Below are 18,095 nucleotides of genomic sequence, written 5' to 3'. Positions count from 1 at the left end.
TATGAAACACATCATTATATTAGGTGATGGTATGGCAGATCTTCCCGTCGAGCGACTCGGTGGGAAGACCTTGCTGCAATATGCCCATAAACCAATGATGGACCTGTTGGCGCGCGAAGGTCGCACGGGTCGACTGGTCACCGTACCTGAGGGATTTCCTCCAGGTTCTGAGGTGGCCAACACCGCCATTCTGGGATACGATCTGAATAAGGTATACGAGGGACGCGGTCCGCTTGAGGCAGCCAGCATCGGCTACGAGATGGCCGATGACGACCTGGCCATCCGCTGTAACATCATCACTCTCGAGGATGGGAAGATCATCACGCACAACGGTGGTAACCTGGAGACTCAGGATGCCGACGTGCTGATCAGATACCTGAATGAGAAATTGGCCAAGCCTATTAACGAACGGGAAGGTTGCGAACGGGTGAAGTTCATCACGGGCATCCAGTACCGTCATCTGTTGGTTATCAAAGGTGGCTCGAAGCATATCGTCTGCGCCCCACCCCACGATCATCCCAACGAAGAATGGCGTCCACTCCTCGTCCAGCCGGATCAGCCATCCGACAGCAAGGCGTGTCAGGATATACAGTCCGAGACAAATCGTCTCACCCCTCAGCAGACAGCAGACCTCATCAACGAGATGATCCTGAAGTCGCAGGAGTTGCTGGCAGCACATCCCTTCAACCAGGAGCGTGCTAAGCGTGGTGAGCGTCAGGCCAACAGCATCTGGCCTTGGAGCGGCGGCTATCGGCCCTCTATGCAGACGCTCCAACAGCAGTTCCCGCAGATCAAAAAGGGTTCTGTCATCTCTGCCGTAGACCTCATCAGAGGTATCGGCCACTACGCCGGACTGCGTATCATCGAGGTGGAAGGTGCTACCGGTCTGGCCGACACCAACTACGAAGGTAAGGCACAGGCAGCTATCAAGGCCCTGAGAGACGAGGACTTCGTCTTCGTACATGTGGAAGCTAGCGACGAGGCTGGACACGACGGTGATCTCGAACTGAAGCTGAAGACCATCGAGTATCTCGACCAGCGTCTTATCACGCCTATATACAAAGAGGTGGAGACCTGGGACGAGCCCGTATGCATAGCCGTACTCCCCGATCATCTCACGCCCGTAGAGATGCGCATCCACGTTGGACAGCCCGTACCTTTCCTGTTCTGGTACAGAGGCATCGAGCCCGACGAGGTGCAGCAATACGACGAGGTGAGCTGTGTCAGTGGTGGCTACGGTCTGCTGAAACTTCAGGAATTCATGCAAGAACTAATGAAAATAGAATAAGATGAAATATTATAGCACTAACCAACAAGCACCCACCGCCGACCTGCATAAGGCCGTGGTGAAAGGACTGGCCGAGGATCGTGGTCTCTATATGCCAGAAAAGATCAAGAAACTGCCGAAGACTTTCTTCGACACGATCGAGACCAAGACCTTCCAGGAGATTGCCTATACCGTTGCCGATGCTTTCTTCGGCGAGGATGTGGATGCAGCCTCCCTGAAACAGATTGTCTACGACACACTGTCCTTCGACTGTCCCGTGGTGCAGGTTAAGGGGAATATCTATACCCTGGAGCTCTTCCATGGTCCTACACTCGCCTTCAAAGATGTAGGCGCGCGGTTCATGGCCCGTCTGTTGCAGTACTTTATTCGGAAGGAGACAGAAGTCGGGAGTCAGGAGAAAGGGGAAGTGAATGTGCTGGTGGCAACATCCGGCGATACAGGCTCTGCCGTAGCCAACGGCTTCCTGGGCGTAGAGGGCATCCATGTGTATGTGCTCTATCCGAAAGGAAAGGTATCACCTATCCAAGAGTGTCAGTTCACAACGCTCGGCAAGAACATCACCGCCATTGAGGTGGACGGTGTCTTCGACGATTGTCAGGCGCTGGTCAAGAACGCCTTCATGGACGCAGAACTGAACCAGCACATGAAACTGACATCGGCCAACTCGATCAACGTGGCCCGTTTCCTGCCACAGGCATTCTACTACTTCAACGCCTATGCCCGGATGAAGGAACAGGGCAAGGCCGATAACCTGGTGATGTGCGTGCCCAGCGGCAACTTCGGTAATATCTGTGCCGCCCTCTTCGGACATGAGATGGGCCTGCCCATCAAACGTTTCATTGCAGCTAACAACGCCAACGATATCTTCTTCAAATACCTGCAGACAGGCAAGTATGAGCCTAAGGCATCGAAGCAGACGCTGGCCAACGCTATGGACGTGGGCGATCCCTCGAACTTCGCCCGTATCTACGACCTCTATGGCAAGAGTCATGAGCGTATCACCGCTCTCATCAGCGGTGCCACCTACAACGACGACCAGATCCGTGAGACCATGCGTCAGTGCTACCAGGAGACGGGTTATATCCTTGATCCACATGGCGCCTGCGGCTATCAGGCACTGGCGGAAGGACTGGCTGCCGATGAGACGGGTGTGTTCTGTGAGACCGCCCATCCGGCTAAGTTCAAGGAAAAGGTCGACGAGATTGTCGGCATCGACGTGGCAATCCCCGACCGTCTGGCAGCCTTCATGAAAGGAACGAAGCAGAGTGTCCCCATGACAAAGGACTTTGCCGACTTCAAGAAGTATCTGCTGACCCAGTAAAGGATTACGATATCGACAAGATATGCAAGACAGTTTCGAACATTTCTATGTCGGCTGGTATTCTCGCGCCAAGCATTTTGCGCAGGAATATGTCCTCGTCGAGAAAGACGCGGAGAACATTGTTCAAGATACTTTCCTGAAGATCTATGAACAATGGGACTCGTTCGACGAGGACATCAACCTGACAAGCTACCTTTTTACGAGCATCAAGAACAGATCGCTGAAGATGCTACGCAGGAATCTCGTCGCAGAGAAGGCCAAGTCGAGCATACAGAAGCAGTATGTCTTGGAAACGAAACTGCGTTACGACTCCTTGGAGGCATTCAATACAGCTTTCTCCGACGAAAAGAGTATAGAGGATCTTCTCTATGAGGCCATAGAGAAGTTGCCTCCGAAATGTCGTGAGATCTTCGTGATGAGCAAGCTTGAAGGTAAGAAACAGGCACAGATAGCACAGGAACTGGGCATATCGATCAACACCATCGAGGTACAGATTGGAATAGCCTATAAAAAACTGCGACAAGAGCTGAAAGACTATGTTCCGCTCCTGCTCTTTTTATTCCCCACGATCTAAGCCGTTACCATATTTTGGTTTTTTAAGGTTTTTATTCGACAGACTCTTAGTGGATTTCATGACAAAGAAGGTTATATATACAGAATGAGGATAAAATACAAGCTGTATGGATAGTATGGACGAAAGGATTATCAAGTATTACGAGAACGAGCTGAGCGAGACAGAACGTATGGAACTGCTCTGTGATGCTGAGAACGACCCCGACTTGAGAAAAGAGATGACAGACTACCAGAATGTCAGGGCTCTTACCCACCTGCATGAATCACTCAAGGATGAGGATGCAGGCAACCAAAGCTATCAGTTGTTTATGGGCAACCGTCGCCGTCAGCAACATAAGATCGTCAGACTTCAGATCCTGCGCTATGCCGCCGTCTTCCTCTTCGGAATCCTGAGTACATGGATCGCCTACAGCCTTCTTCAGCCATCATCCTCCAACACCATCGCACAGACGCTGACAGTGCCCGACGGACAGCGTGCCCATATCATCCTGCCAGATGGTAGTTCGGTATGGGTGAACGCGCATTCTACGCTCCACTACCCCTCTGCTTTTGGAAAGGAACGTAAGGTAGAACTCTCGGGCGAGGCTCTCTTCGATATTGTGAAAGACGATAAGCATCCGTTTATCGTCACAACGCCCAACAAACATAACGTCAAGGTGATGGGCACCTACTTCAATGTCTTCGCCTATCCTAAAGAGCCGCTCTCGGTATCTCTGCTGAGAGGAAAGGTTGGCGTCTATCAGAGTGACAACGAGAGTCAAGTTACGATCCTGCTTCCCAACCAGAAGCTGACAGAGACCGCCAATGGTTATGTGGTCAGTGCCATCGAAGAGAACCCCATCCTGTGGAAAGATGGCATCTATTCCTTTAATAAGCAGCGTATGGGATCGATCATCAAGAAGCTGGAGCTCTATTACGACGTCAAGATTATCGTGAAGAATCCGGCCATCTCTGATCTTGAGATATCCTGTAAGTTCCGCCAGCGTGACGGTGTGATGGAGATCCTACGCCTCATGCAGAAGGTTCATCCATTCCAGATACAGAAAGACGACGAGAAGAATGAGATCATGCTTTACCAATAGTCTCTTCCAGGTCTTAAATGTTAAAAGAAGGACCTCAAGACCGATTTAACAAAAAAAAATTCATTTTCCTTTAGTGGATTTATAACGATAAAGGGTTATAGACATAGATTTCAATGATAAATAACTAAATTTGAATGCCTATGGACATAACCAACAAACGTGAATGACCTCGCTGATTGACTAAAAACTACCAGCAATGTGTTGATCATGTATCAACAAGCCACCAACTCAACTCACACCGTCATGGAGGAGTTTGAGAATTACCAAACTAAAAATTAAAAGCCTAACAATGAATTCAAGGAAAAAACTACGACATCGTGGATGTCTGAAAGACATATCAGAGTTTCTGGATGTCTCTCGCTTCGTAAAAATTCTGGCAACAGTCTGCATCTTGTTATCTGCCACGCTGACTGCCAACGCACAGAACCAAAATCTAAAGTTACCGTCAAAAACAGTAACCATTTCAGAGTTCTTCACCGCTATTGAAAAGCAGACCGACCTGTTGTTGGTCTATAGCGACGTCGACCTGAACGTTAACTCACAGGTATCGTTTGCCCAGAAAGAAGGAAAGCTGAAGTCCTTCATGGATCAGTTTGTCAAGGCCAAGGGTATCCGTTATGAGTTCACGACCAATAAATATATTGTTCTCTCCAGATCTTCAATACAGGATAACAAAAACACATCGCCCGACGGCAAGACTATCATCACGGGAACGGTAACTGACAAGGCTGGTGAACCGCTCGTTGGTGCTACCGTCATGCAGAAAGGCACAAAAAACGGTGTCATCACCAATTTTGATGGTGAATACACCATTGAGGCTCCCATAGGAAGCGCACTCATCGTCAGCTACGTAGGTTATGAGTCCAAGGAGGTGAAGGCAACCAAGAATGCCCGTATCATCCTGGACGACGACTCCCAGCTGCTGAAAGAGACGGTGGTCGTGGGTTACGCCGTACAGAAGAAGGCCAACCTCACTGGTGCCGTCGCATCTGTCGATGCCAGCAAGCAGTTCGAGGGTCGTGTCATCTCTGACGTAGGACGTGGTCTGCAGGGTGCTGTCGCAGGTCTGACCGTTACCGACCCGCAAGGTGAGGTAGGTTCAAACCCGAAGATGAAGATTCGCGGTGCCATCGGCTCTTATGAGGGCGGTTCCTCTCCACTGATCCTTTTGGATAACGTGGAGATTCCTTCGCTTCAGGTTGTCAACCCCGACGACATCGAGTCAATCACCATTCTGAAAGACGCAGCCTCGGCCTCTATCTACGGTTCGAAAGGTGCTTTCGGTGTGGTACTGCTGACCTCGAAGAAAGGTGCGAAGACCGATAAGGTTTCTTTCTCCTATACAGGTAACTTCGCCTGGGAGAACCTGTCGAAGGACTACGACGTGGCTGGCGTGAACGGTCTGCAGTATATGCTCGACTGCCGCGCTCGTGAAAAGGACAGCTCACATACTGGTCACTATTCTTACGACGGTCTTTACACGGGTTCTTACTTCCGTGTAAGTGAGCAGAGTCTGCAGATGACCAAGGATTGGATTGAGAAATACGGAAGCATGGGTGCCGACGACCCCGTTGTCTATGGTCGTGACTGGTTCTATGAGAGCGGACGTATCTATGGTATCCGTCCATACAACATCTACGATTATATCATCCGTGAGAACGCTCCTTCCACAAAGCATAATATCACCGTCAACGGCAAGAAGGGTAACACCACCTTTAATATCGGACTGGGTTATCTGAGTCAGGACGGTATGTTCAGCACTTGTACGGACAACTTCAAGAAATACAACGCTTCTGTGAAGTTGGAGACCGAGGTAAACAAGTTCCTGACCATCCGCGGTGGAATGATGTACTCTACCTTCAACAAGAAATATCCGTTCCTGACGGAGTCGGGCAGCGATGGTCCTTGGATCTATCTCTACCGCTGGTCACCTCTGATGGCCATGGGCTACAACGAAGACGGTGAGATCATCCGTTCGGCACAGAGTGCCACCATGCAGGCCGCCAGTCAGAGTCAGAAGACCAACTACTCCAGCGTGAACATGGGCGTGACCATCACCCCATTGAAGAACTGGCAGATCAAGGCCGACTATACCTATTATAATAAGGAGTATATCGCCACCCTTCCTGGTTCTACGCTGAGTGCAGCCTCTTATCGTGACACACCTGTCGTACGCAGAGACGCCAACGGCAATAAGATCTATGTGAACAATGCCGGACAAGTGGTAAGCGAAGATACTGAGGGGGCAATGGTATCCTACAAGTTGCCATATATGGCCAACTACAACGGTGCCGACAAACCCAACCTCTTCAAGCGCAATCATGAAAACTCTTATAGTCACACGCTGAATGCCTATACCGACTACACGCTGAGACTGATGGACGTACACGACTTTAAGTTCATGGTCGGTATGAACCTGACGACCTACGATGCCAGCAGTCAGTATACTCAGGTAACAGAACTGACGAACTTCGAGAATCCTCAGTTCGCCTTCGGTACTGGTACATGGACTGGCGGTGGTGGCGCCTCTTGGTCATCACAGCTTGGTTACTTCGGTCGTCTGAACTATGTCTATGCCGACAAGTATCTCTTCGAGGCTAACCTCCGCTACGACGGAACATCGAAGTTCCCCACCGACATGCGTTGGAAGTGGTTCCCCTCATTCTCTGCAGGATGGCGTGTCAGTGAAGAGAAGTTCATGGAATGGACGAAGCCCGTCATCTCATCCATGAAGGTGAGAGGATCATGGGGTTCTATCGGTGACCAGACCGTCAGCTCATCACTCTATATCCCCACGATGAGCACAGGCTTCAGCAGTTGGATTGGTGGTAACGGTACAAGAGTGTTCTATGTCAACACCCCATCGGCCATTTCCGCTTCTATCAGTTGGCAGAAGATCGAGACGCTCGGCGTTGGTGTCGACCTCCGTCTGCTTAACAACGAACTGGGAATAACCTTCGACTGGTACCAGAGAGATACGAAGAACATGATCGTGCCTACCGACGGTGTGAACACCATCACCTATGGCGCCAGCGCACCGAAGGCTAACAACGGTCAGCTCCGTACAAAGGGATGGGAACTCTCTATCGACTATAACCACCGCTTTGCCAATGGACTGGGAATCTATGGTCAGTTCAATATCGCTGACAACAGATCAGTTGTCAAGAAGTTCGGTGACACCAAGAACCTGAGCGACTGGTATGTCGGTAAGGAATACGGAGAAATCTGGGGCTTCAAGGTAGACCGTCTCTATCAGTGGGATGACTTTGAGACTGATGCCAATGGCAACCTGATCTACCGCGAGCTGACAGCCGCCGACACCGACGACCCCAACTGCATCGGCAAGTCTTCATATATCCTCAAACCTAATGCCGACGGTTCTAAGCCTGTCTACCAGTCATATTTCGAAGGTAGCAGCTTCCACTTCGGTCCTGGTGACGTGAAGTATAAGGATGTAGACGGCGACGGCAAACTGTCAAAGGGCACCAAGACCACTGATGATCATGGTGATCTCGTGAAGATCGGCAACTCTACCCCACGTCTGGAGTATAGCTTCCGTCTGGGTGCCGACTGGAAAGGCTTCGACCTGAGCTTGATGTTCCAGGGTATCGGCAAGCGTAAGATCTGGGGACAGGGCCCGCTCTGTATCGCTGGATATAAGTATTCCGACGGTTGTATGGCTGCCGCCATCGCCGACAACTACTGGAGAGAGGATCATACAGACGCCTTCTATCCCGCAGCCATGGGCATGGGTTCTGGTAACGACAGTTACAACTTCATGGTCAACGACCGTTATATCCTGAACATGGCCTACCTGCGCCTGAAGAACCTCACCTTCGGCTATACCATGCCTTACGCTCTGACAAGTAAGATCGGCGTAGATAAAGCACGTCTCTACTTCACCGCAGAGAACCTGCTTACATGGGATAAGCTGCGTGGTCTGCCCATCGACCCAGAGGTCGAGACAGGTAACACCTATTTCGGTAGTCCACAGGACCGTACCGGTGTTGGTACACCTACATTCAAAACCGTTTCTATCGGTATTCAGTTGAACTTCTAAAGCATCCGAGCAATGAAAAAGACTATAAAATATCTACTGATTTCCACCGCATTTGTAACCTGCGGATGTAGCGACCTGCTCGACAGAGAGTCGCTCACCACGATGGAAGATACTAACTATTGGCGCTCGGAGAACGATCTGCGCTCCTATGCCAACCACTTCTACGAGACCTTCTTCCCAGGATATGGCTTAGAATGGGATCGTGACTGGGCATATTCCTATTCGACAGGATTCTGCGACGACTTCGTCAGCGAGGGTACACAGTCGTACTTCACCAATAAGGTTCCGACATCTCTGGGATCGAAGAGCGAGTCACGCGGCTGCTCTTCAGAGTACTACGGTCCGACATGGGGCTTCGGTCTGATCCGCTCACTGAACATCTTCATCGACCGTCTGAACACTGTCGCCAAGAACAATATCGACGAGGAGGCCTATCGTCACTGGATGGGTGTGGCCAAATTCTTGAAAGGATTCCAGTATGCCGACCTTGTCAGCGTATATGGTGATGTGCCCTACTTTGCTGATGTTGTCAAGGACGATGACCCCGAAACGATGTATAAGGATCGTGACGCACGCGGAGCCGTGATGGACAGTGTGTATGTGCTCTTCAACTATGCACTCGACAACATGCGCGAGAACGATGGTGCTCTGTTCCTCAACAAGTATATCGCTGCTGGATATATCAGCCGCTTCATGCTCAATGAGGGAACATGGCAGAAGTATCATGGTACAGAGCGTGGCGGTGGCGATGCTGCCCGTGCGAAGAAATATCTGGAACTCGCAGTAAAGGCTGGTGATATGGTTATCAACAGCGGTAAGTGGAGCTTCGACAGCGATTTCAAGAGCCTGTTCGCTTCGTTCGATCTGAGCAGCAACAGTGAGGTGCTGTTCTACCGCCACTACGACGCATCCCTGAACATCACTCATGCCATCGGTTCATACAATGGTGGTTCTGAGAGTGAGACAGGTGTGAGCCTGGCCTTCATCAAGGCATTCAACTGTAACGATGGCAAGCCCGCCAGCATCTCAACCATCGAGGGCGCCAACGACTTCAGTCTGGCCAATCTGACCAAGACACGTGACCCGCGCTTCGACGCTTGTTTCTACAATAAGCCGGATGTCAACTCTTCGTCGCTCATCTACCACTACAAGTATGCGTCGAAAGAGGCTCTCCAGTATTTCGAGGCTACCCATAACGTCATCAAACCTACTTGGTACTCCGACTTCAACGAGAACGACGCACCTCTGATGCGTCTGGGTGAGATCGTACTTAACTGGATCGAGGCTAAGGAAGAGTTGGCTCTGAGCTATGGTGGTGCTGCTGTCACCCAGGAGGATATCGACAAGAGTATCAACGCCATCCGTCAGCGTCCTCTCGACGACGATGCCAAGGCACGCGGCGTACAACAGACCGTTGCCCTGAACATCAACGCTATTCCCGAGGATCCTGATCGCGACAGCGACGTGCCTGCCCTTCTCTGGGAGATCAGACGTGAGCGTCGCATGGAGCTCTTCAACGAAGGCTCTCGCATCAAGGACCTGCGCCGTTGGCACAAACTCAACTACATGGACTACGACCGTAACCCCGATAACTACCTCGGACCGTGGATCGACTTCTCGAAGGAGATCGTGATGCCAAACAACGACACCAACGAGTATCTTGATAAGTTGATCGGTGTACTGACTGTCCAGAAGAAAGATGGAACTCGAGTGACCTACGATGGCACTAACGCCAGTGAGATGGTCGGCTTCTACGTGGTACGTAACGCTACCAACCGTGAGCCGTTCTCCGATCGTAACTACCTCGCACCTATCGGTCAGCAGCAGATTGACGACTATGGTCAGCGCGGCTATACATTAAGCCAGACTTATGGCTGGTAAATTCAATCAATAAACATCAATCTTAAAAAAAACAATTATGAAAAAGCTATTATCCTTTTTCATGGTGTCAGCTATGTTCTTTAGCTGTTCATCAGACGAGCCGGAGCTCCTGACATCAGGCAACCCCGCAACAAATGAGTCAGAGACCGAGATTACTCGGGGGTCTTCAGAAATGCCTATCGCCTACTTCTGGAGAAAACCAGAAACCTTACCCGATCTCTCTTACATGACACATGTCATCGTCTCTAAGACTGTCTTCAACAGTTCTTTCGATGGCACTCTCGTTAGCAAGCAAGCTGCTCAGTATCTGAACAAGATCGTTGAACACAGAAACAAGACCAACAGTAACGTGAAGATCATCCTCATGGTCGGCGGCTGGGGTGTCGACGGATTCAGTCAGGTAGCAAGAGACGACAACAAGGTGAAGAAGTTCATCAGCCAGTGCAGTAAGCTGATTGATACTTACGGACTCGACGGCGTCGATATCGACTGGGAATATCCCGGAAAGGCTACTTCCAATAATATTGGATACAGCTCGAGCGATAAGGCTAACCTCACCAAGATGATGAAGACTTTCCGTGAGACCTTCGATAAGTATTACAAGAGTCGTCCGAAGATCTTGTCTATCGACGTGAGCGCAAAGCATCCCGATTATTACGACATGAAGGGACTGTCTAAGTATGTCGACTTTGTGAATATCATGACCTACGACATGGGTGATCCCCCATACCACAATGCACCGCTGCACTCATCATCTATGACCAAGGGTTCATGCAACTCGTCAATGATTGACTATATGGACGCTGGCGTTCCCGCCTCAAAGATTCTGATGGGTATTCCTTTCTATGGTCATGCCAACGGAAGCAACAGCGAGCTCAAGGCAGACGTGTCTTACTTTGAAGTCAAGAAGCTTATCGAGAAGAAGGATAAGTACACAGAGAAGTGGGATGACGACGCTTGCGTGCCTTACCTCGTATGGAAAGGTCAGACAACCAACATCTGTTCCTTCGAGAACGCATCATCCATCGCAGCCAAGTGTAAGTACATCAAGAACAAGGGACTGGGTGGCGCAATGGTATGGTCGTACGATCATGACGACAGCAATGGTACGCTTCGCAAGGCTCTGAGGAAAGGGCTCTGGGGCTATTAAGCAGTCGCTACTGGAAACAACAACAACTATTAATATCTGAAAAATGAAATTGATCAAAACCTCTATGATGTGTCTGGCGGCAGGACTTTGTCTTGCCGCTCAGGCTCAAACTTCCAGAACAGAGCTGATGGCTCATCTCGATCTGGCAACTGGTAACTATTGTAACTATCCCAACCCGTCAGGGCATATCACCCCTGCTCCCGATGGTTATGAGCCGTTCTACGTAACCCATTACGGACGTCATGGTGCCAGATATATGACGAGCGACAAGCATTACAAGTACACCATCGGTAAGATGGACACCGCACAGGCCCAAGGACTGCTCACGGAATACGGTAAGGAGATCCTGCAGCGACTGAACGTGGCTGCCGCCAACGCTTGGCATCGCGACGGAGACCTGACAGAGCTGGGTGGTCGTCAGCACCGCGCCATCGCACACCGTCTGATGGTGAACTATCCGTCACTGATGAATCAGGCCATCGACGTCAAAGCCAACTCCTCTACCGTCAGACGCTGTATGCTCAGCATGGCTAACTTCTGTCAGGAGATGATCAGCATGAACCCCAGTCTGAACATCTCGATGGATGCCAGTGAACACGACATGTATTACATGATTGCCAACGACAGCATCGTCATCCCTAAGTCGGACAAAGATGATGCACTGTACGAGAAACTCGACGTGTTCCGTCATAAGATGCTTAACGGCCGTCATCAGTTTGAACTGCTGTTCAATAACCCTGAGGCAGCCGGTAAGTTCATCGATCATTATAAGTTCACCGACGCGCTGTGGAACATTGCTGCCGACATGTACTGTCTGCCGGAGCTGAACCTGTCGTTCAACGACCTGTTCACCGACGATGAGTTCATCGATGGTTTCCGTGCCTATAACGCCAGCTGGTGCCTCTGGGAAGGTCTGATGCCTGGTGCACAGCCCAACCACTACGCCCACTATCCGCTGCTGATAAACTTCCTCGACGAGGCCGATCTCATGATCAAGTCCGGGAAGAGCGGCGTACGCCTGCGTTTCGGACACGACAGCACAGTATTACCCTTCGCCTATATTCTCGGTATGAAAGAGGCCATGCAGGGTACCGACGACATGGAAGACCTGCACAATCACTTTGCCCTTTTCCGTCTGATTCCGATGGCCGGTAATATCCAGCTCATCTTCTTCCGCAAGCAGGGCTCAGACGATATCCTGGTGAAGTTCCTGATGAATGAGAACGAGACATCCATCCCCATCACAACCGATTGTTTCCCATACTATCACTGGAAGGATGTGGAGAGCTACTACAGGAACATGCTGAAACAGGCAAACATCACATATAAGGATAAGATCAAGAAGAAATAGCGTCATGATGAAGAATCGCAGACCTGTTTTATGGGCAATCGCCTTACTGACTGCTCTGACCGCACAGGCACAGACATCCCAGGAAGAGATCTTCAACGATATCTACCGCACGGGATCTAACTATTTCGCCTATCCCGGTCCTAGTCAGAAGGAACTGACACCCGCTCCCAAGGGATATGTGCCATTCTACATTAGTCATTACGGTCGACATGGCTCACGCTATATGTCACACAACGACTACTATGTCACGGCCATCAACAAACTCGACAGTGCCCGGCAGTTTGGTATCCTCACCGCCAAAGGTGAGGACGTGCTGAACAAATTACGCATTGGCTACGCAGACGCCTGGAACCGTGATGGCGACCTGTCTAAGCTTGGCGCACGTCAGCACCGGGAGATCGCCCATCGTATGTATGAGCGTTTCACCGAACTGCTATCGCAACCCTTAAAGATCGACGCGAAATCATCGACCTCACGCCGTTGCATGCTGAGCATGTTCAATTTCTGTCAGGAGCTGAAGGCACAGAACCCTGCACTGGACATCGCTATGGATGCCAGTAAGCACGATATGAAGTTCGTGGTCGAGGATCTCAGCATCAAACCAGCTGCTACACCTCAGAGTGAGGTCTATGAACAGCAGCGGTCGACGATCTTCGAGGATGCACACAACCCCGCCCGACTGATGACATCACTGTTCACCGACCAGACTCGCGCGAAACAGTTCATCGACGGCAGAGAACTGATGGAGGCCCTCTACAATGTGGCAGAGGATCTGCAGAACGTGCCTGAGCTCAACATCTCCCTGATAGACGTGTTCACGAAGGAAGAACTCTTTAACATGTGGACAGGCTATAATGCCGGATGGCTGTTGTCTACGGGACTTGTACCCGGCTCAACCCCCATCTACCTGCAACAGAAAGAGGTGCTCGACAGCATCGTCAGCAAAGCCGATCAGGCGATCCATGCAGGTGAGCCATCTCTGACCCTTCGCTTCAGTCATGACAGTTCGGTACTGCCACTGGCTTATCTGTTGGGATTAAAAGAGGCCATGGGTGGAACAACCGACATCCAGAATCTGTACAAGTACATCTCCATCGACAAGATCATTCCCATGGCCGCCAATATCCAGATGGTGTTCTATCGGAAGACAGATGCGAAAGATGTGCTGGTGAAGTTCCTGCTCAACGAGAACGAGACCACCATCCCGGTAAAGACGGATTGTGAGCCTTATTACCGATGGACGGATGTCAAGGATTTCCTGAACCATCGATTCTAAATCATCAGACAAGAAGCATCATGCGACTTTCAAGACAAGTTTTGGTTTTTTGCTATATTATGATACAGAGTCTCTCTCCTGCGTTAGCTCAGGAGACTGACTCTGTATTTTCACTCAGACCATTCCTACAACTCTCTTTCGCCCAGACAGCGACAACGGTCAACAACGATATGGTGGTGACATGGTCAACACACATACCGACAGTCAGTTGGGTTGAATACGGCATAGACTCTACCCGACTCTCCCCCGTCTGGCATATTGAGGAAGGTAAGGTAGTAGCCAACAACACGATACACCACATCACACTGACGGACCTCAAGCCACAACAGCGTTATTACTATCGTGTATGTTCGCAAGTCGTCAAGGATTTCCGTTACCGTCATATCACTTTAGGCGATACCGCACGGTCCCGCATCTATTCGTTTGTGATGCCCGACCTGCAGAGTAATGACTTCAGCATTGTTATCTACAACGATATCCATCGTCATCAGGAAACGATCACAGCCCTCACAGAGAAGGTAAGAGATGTGACTGCCGACCTCATCATCTTCAATGGCGACTGTCTGGTAGAGCCCGACAGCGAACAGGATCTTGTCGAGATGCTGGCTGTTCTCAATGAGAAAGTAGATGCTGCAGAGAACCCCGTATTGTACCTGAGAGGAAACCACGAGGCGCGTGGTGCCTGGTCGTGGCATCTCCACGACTATCTTCATTTCCTGGACGGCTCCTTGTATGGTGCCTTCAATTGGGGTAATACCCGTTTTGTAATGTTAGACTTCGGCGAGACACGCAGTGATGACAACCCGCAGTTTGCCCATCTGAACCGTAATGATTTGTTCCGTGAGCAAGTGGGTGGATTTCTGAAGAGTGAGTTATGCTCCGCACCGTTTAAGAACGCACAACATCGTGTTCTCATCCACCATGTGCCCCTTTACGGCTATGAGGGATGCGACCCGCTCCATGATGTGTGGGGACGACTACTGACGAATGCGCCTTTCAACATCTGCCTCAATGCCGATCTGCATGAGTATGCCTACCTACCGCCAGAGAAAGGTGTTCATCCTTTTCCTGTCGTCATCGCTGGTGGAGAAGAACCCAGCATAGCCACCGTGTTCGTGCTGTCTAAGAGAGATGGTCGCCTTCACCTGAAAGCACTCAAGGCCGAAGGTGGTATCCTGTTAGATAAAGATTTCTGATTTAAACAAAAAAGAAAGCACTGCCCCTATAAGCCGGGTTCTGTACCGATGCAGGCACCGGTGTCTGTCATTTATCTAGTCCATGAGTCACCCCATGGCTCAAGCGTTCTACCCTCCACCGTAGCCGAAGCCGTCGGGCGGGCAACCCTCAGACGATGGTATACGCGAACTTGCAGCCTCCAGCAGGCACAGCCCAATGATCACCCATTGGCTGGTGGTCTCTTACACCACCTTCTCACCCTTACCTGCTCCATCAGGAGTACAGGCGGTTATTTTCTTCTGCCCTCACCTACTGTCACCAATAGCTTCCATTTTCAGAAGTGGAGCGCCCTGTGCTGCCCGGACTTTCCTCTCGTGTCAAAGACACCAGCGACAGACCGTGGCAGTGCTTTCGGCTGCAAAATTACGAAAAGTCAAGCGCAAAACAAAGAAACTCGTTTCTTTTTTTGCCGAGACAGAGTATTTTCGCGATCCAACCCACAAATTACCTCACAGATTTGTCCGTTTCAAACAAATTGCCTATATTTGCCCTCGATATAAAGCTTTCTACCTGCATAAGATATTGCATGAAACAGTTACTTATTCTATTGACGTGTTGTTTGTTGGTGAGTTGTGGCACATCCATGTCATGTGAGAAGTTCTTTGGTACAGTAAGTACGAAAGACATACCCGATGTCTCTTTGGATTCTGTTTCTTTCAGAACAAGTTATATAGAAGGAGATTGTGTTTCATGTGGTACTATCTCTGAGCCTCTTTTTGATTACGATATCAAGTATGATACAATGTCACACTATAGAGTGGCTGTTATGGGGAAGATCGTTTTTGCGAAAGACAATCATCCAAAGGATCAATACAAGAGAGTCGATTCCGTAGGAATAACTCGTATTATTGTAAATAACATGTTACAAGCCCGCCGAGAGATCTATTCGAATATGAATTACAAATTGGAGAATGATACGCCATGGGACGAATGTCCGCTTCCGAAAAGGATTTTGAAGAAGATCAGGAATGAGTTCCTGAAACGAGAGAAATATGTAAGATACACTTTTAAGGAAACTGATGCTGATAGCGTTTACGAAACGTATGTGTATTATCTATATTAAAGAATCTCGCGCATAAATCTGAAGTAAAGGAAATAGCAGTTTCAGACAAATTGCCTATATTTGCCCTCGATATCAACCATATGGCTTGGAAGATGATAAGCGATAGCTATACCTACGACCTGAACGGCAACCCCCAGAAGATCTACTTCACCAACGGCAGCATCACGAAGTACGTCTACAGTGCGACGGGCCAGAAGCTGCGCATGGTGCACTACACGGCCAAGGCGAACATCTGCCGTGCGATCGGGCAGCAGGTGGAGCTGAAGGCGTCGGAGATCCAGAGCACGGACTCGACGGACTACCTGCTGGGCGGCAGCCTGGTGGTGAGGAACGGCAAGATCGACAAGTACCTCTTCGACGGCGGCTACGCCCAGGCGACGGCCAGCGGCACGACGGACAAGTTCACGTTCTACTACCAGAACAGGGACCACCTGGGAACGGTGCGTGAGACGGTGACCTCGACGGGCGCGATGAAGCAGCGCGTGAACTACTACCCCTTCGGCGGCCAGCTCGTGGACACGCTGAAGGCAATGGTGCTGAACCGTGACGCCCAGCCCTACAAATACAACGGCAAGGAGTTCGACGGCACGTTCGGCCTGAACACCTACGACTACGGCGCCAGACAGCACTACCCCGTCCTCGCAAGATGGGATAGAATAGATCCCCTCTGCGAGAAATACTACGGCGTCAGTCCCTATGCGTATGCAAATAATAATCCTGTGAAGTTTATTGATCCGGATGGAAGAAAAGTTGTCAACTCTAAAGGGGTGAGTATATTTTACATAAGTGCATCTAAAAAAATATGTGTCTCCAGGCATGCATCAGAAAATGAGAAAATGGTGTACCAAGGAATGATGCTTACGCCTACTGGACAAAGAATCTCTCGGATGGAATTTCAGCCAAAACTGCGGATTGACATTAACAGAGGCTGTTGGAGCCGAAGCTGCACATGAAAGTGTACATGCTTCTGATGAGGAAGAAATAAATAAAGATATCTCAAGTGCGAACAATGGAAAGCCTAGATCAAAACAAGAAGCCGAGAAGAAGCCTCGAGAAATAGAACAGCAATTTAGAGACGAATTAAAAAATATAAAAGATGGAAATCAATAAATTTTGCTATATAATCATCGCTTCGATCTTGTTTTCATTTGAAATTGGATTTGCCAAACGAAATGAAACAGAACTAAATTGGAACAAAACAGATAGGATTTTACCTATTTATGTTCAGGATTCCATACAAAACTTTTACAAATCTATTAATATAGACTATTGTATATATTTTTTGTATGGGAAAGGAATAAATGAAGACAAAGAGAATCCTGATGGCATATATTCTTTTAAGATGCTTTCCTCTCATAGTCATACCCATCTTTTAATTATTTATCATTCTGAAGTATATATTGTTAAAAGTCTCAATCATGGAGGGATAGTAGCAGAAATCTGTAGATTTGCCAAAAAAAAGAATATAGATGAAGCATTCCTAAAAGAAGCATGCTTGATATGTTTTAATTATCTGTTAGATGAGCATCAAACTACAGATGATGAAAAGAACATAGAATTTGTCAACAAAGACGACTTTGTTAGATCTCTGTTATTTAGCAAATCCATGGATGAAGTTTACAAGGTCTATAAGGAGATAAAATACTCCAAAAACATAGCAGAAGATTTTCCTTTCTATATTCTCACAAAAGAATTAGATGAGAAAGAAACAATTTTATTACTTGGTCTCATTGGAGGGTATGATTTTGAACATGAATCGAATGAAATAGAAAGGTGACGTACTGCGGCAACCATCCCTATCATGAGACCGACCG

14 protein-coding genes and 1 other RNA gene are annotated in these 18,095 nt (G+C 49.3%); 14 read left to right on the top strand and 1 reads right to left on the bottom strand.

Annotation, left to right across the window (positions count from 1 at the left end; all coding sequences use genetic code 11):
* The first annotated feature begins 1 nt into the window (after window position 1).
* The 10 genes from BLU99_RS00515 to BLU99_RS00470 all read left to right on the top strand — a co-directional run bounded on the left by BLU99_RS00515 (window position 2) and on the right by BLU99_RS00470 (window position 15,178).
* Window positions 2–1,288, top strand: coding sequence for a cofactor-independent phosphoglycerate mutase (locus BLU99_RS00515; protein ID WP_091899237.1), 1,287 nt, complete (start codon window positions 2–4; stop codon window positions 1,286–1,288).
* Window position 1,289: 1 nt separating this feature from the next.
* On the top strand, window positions 1,290–2,609 hold the full coding sequence (gene thrC / locus BLU99_RS00510) for a threonine synthase (protein ID WP_091899236.1): 1,320 nt from the start codon (window positions 1,290–1,292) through the stop codon (window positions 2,607–2,609).
* A gap of 22 nt (window positions 2,610–2,631) precedes the next feature.
* Window positions 2,632–3,183 carry an RNA polymerase sigma-70 factor gene (locus tag BLU99_RS00505; protein WP_091899235.1) on the top strand — a complete coding sequence of 184 codons (552 nt, stop codon included), beginning with the start codon at window positions 2,632–2,634 and terminating at the stop codon, window positions 3,181–3,183.
* Between the two features lie 115 nt (window positions 3,184–3,298).
* The gene (locus BLU99_RS00500; RefSeq protein ID WP_091899234.1) at window positions 3,299–4,264 is read left to right on the top strand and encodes a FecR family protein; all 966 of its coding nucleotides are present in this window, start codon (window positions 3,299–3,301) and stop codon (window positions 4,262–4,264) included.
* Between the two features lie 289 nt (window positions 4,265–4,553).
* Window positions 4,554–8,324 (top strand): SusC/RagA family TonB-linked outer membrane protein, encoded by a 3,771-nt coding sequence (locus BLU99_RS00495; RefSeq protein ID WP_255397393.1) that lies wholly within the window; start codon window positions 4,554–4,556, stop codon window positions 8,322–8,324.
* Between the two features lie 12 nt (window positions 8,325–8,336).
* Complete coding sequence (locus BLU99_RS00490) at window positions 8,337–10,205, top strand: RagB/SusD family nutrient uptake outer membrane protein (RefSeq protein WP_091899233.1); 1,869 nt, start codon at window positions 8,337–8,339, stop codon at window positions 10,203–10,205.
* Between the two features lie 37 nt (window positions 10,206–10,242).
* Window positions 10,243–11,355, top strand: coding sequence for a glycoside hydrolase family 18 protein (locus tag BLU99_RS00485; RefSeq protein WP_091899232.1), 1,113 nt, complete (start codon window positions 10,243–10,245; stop codon window positions 11,353–11,355).
* A 43-nt stretch (window positions 11,356–11,398) separates the two neighbouring features.
* Window positions 11,399–12,706 (top strand): histidine phosphatase family protein, encoded by a 1,308-nt coding sequence (locus BLU99_RS00480; protein WP_091899231.1) that lies wholly within the window; start codon window positions 11,399–11,401, stop codon window positions 12,704–12,706.
* Window positions 12,707–12,710: 4 nt separating this feature from the next.
* On the top strand, window positions 12,711–13,982 hold the full coding sequence (locus tag BLU99_RS00475; RefSeq protein WP_091899230.1) for a histidine phosphatase family protein: 1,272 nt from the start codon (window positions 12,711–12,713) through the stop codon (window positions 13,980–13,982).
* A 59-nt stretch (window positions 13,983–14,041) separates the two neighbouring features.
* Complete coding sequence (locus BLU99_RS00470) at window positions 14,042–15,178, top strand: purple acid phosphatase family protein (protein ID WP_176770999.1); 1,137 nt, start codon at window positions 14,042–14,044, stop codon at window positions 15,176–15,178.
* Window positions 15,179–15,191: 13 nt separating this feature from the next.
* Here BLU99_RS00470 and rnpB read toward each other — a convergent pair.
* Window positions 15,192–15,567, bottom strand: an RNA gene (gene rnpB, locus BLU99_RS00465) — RNase P RNA component class A.
* Between the two features lie 543 nt (window positions 15,568–16,110).
* Between rnpB and BLU99_RS12210 the strand changes: the two genes are divergently transcribed.
* The 4 genes from BLU99_RS12210 (at window position 16,111) to BLU99_RS00450 (ending at window position 18,058) form a co-directional block, all read left to right on the top strand.
* Window positions 16,111–16,281 (top strand): hypothetical protein, encoded by a 171-nt coding sequence (locus BLU99_RS12210; protein ID WP_176770998.1) that lies wholly within the window; start codon window positions 16,111–16,113, stop codon window positions 16,279–16,281.
* 80 nt (window positions 16,282–16,361) lie between these two features.
* Window positions 16,362–17,234, top strand: a complete 873-nt coding sequence (locus tag BLU99_RS00455; RefSeq protein WP_255397392.1) for an RHS repeat domain-containing protein — start codon at window positions 16,362–16,364, stop codon at window positions 17,232–17,234.
* The gene (locus BLU99_RS12120) at window positions 17,194–17,391 is read left to right on the top strand and encodes a hypothetical protein (protein WP_143065715.1); all 198 of its coding nucleotides are present in this window, start codon (window positions 17,194–17,196) and stop codon (window positions 17,389–17,391) included. The genes BLU99_RS00455 and BLU99_RS12120 overlap by 41 nt, the downstream gene beginning before the upstream one ends.
* A complete protein-coding gene (locus BLU99_RS00450) occupies window positions 17,378–18,058 on the top strand; it encodes a hypothetical protein (RefSeq protein WP_091899227.1) in 681 nt (226 codons plus the stop codon). Before BLU99_RS12120 ends, BLU99_RS00450 begins: the two co-directional genes overlap by 14 nt.
* The last annotated feature ends 37 nt before the right edge of the window (window positions 18,059–18,095 follow it).

This window comes from Prevotella sp. lc2012, assembly GCF_900107065.1.
Taxonomy (GTDB): domain Bacteria; phylum Bacteroidota; class Bacteroidia; order Bacteroidales; family Bacteroidaceae; genus Prevotella.
Note: the sequence above shows the minus strand (reverse complement) of the source record. Positions and strands in the feature narration are given on the sequence as shown.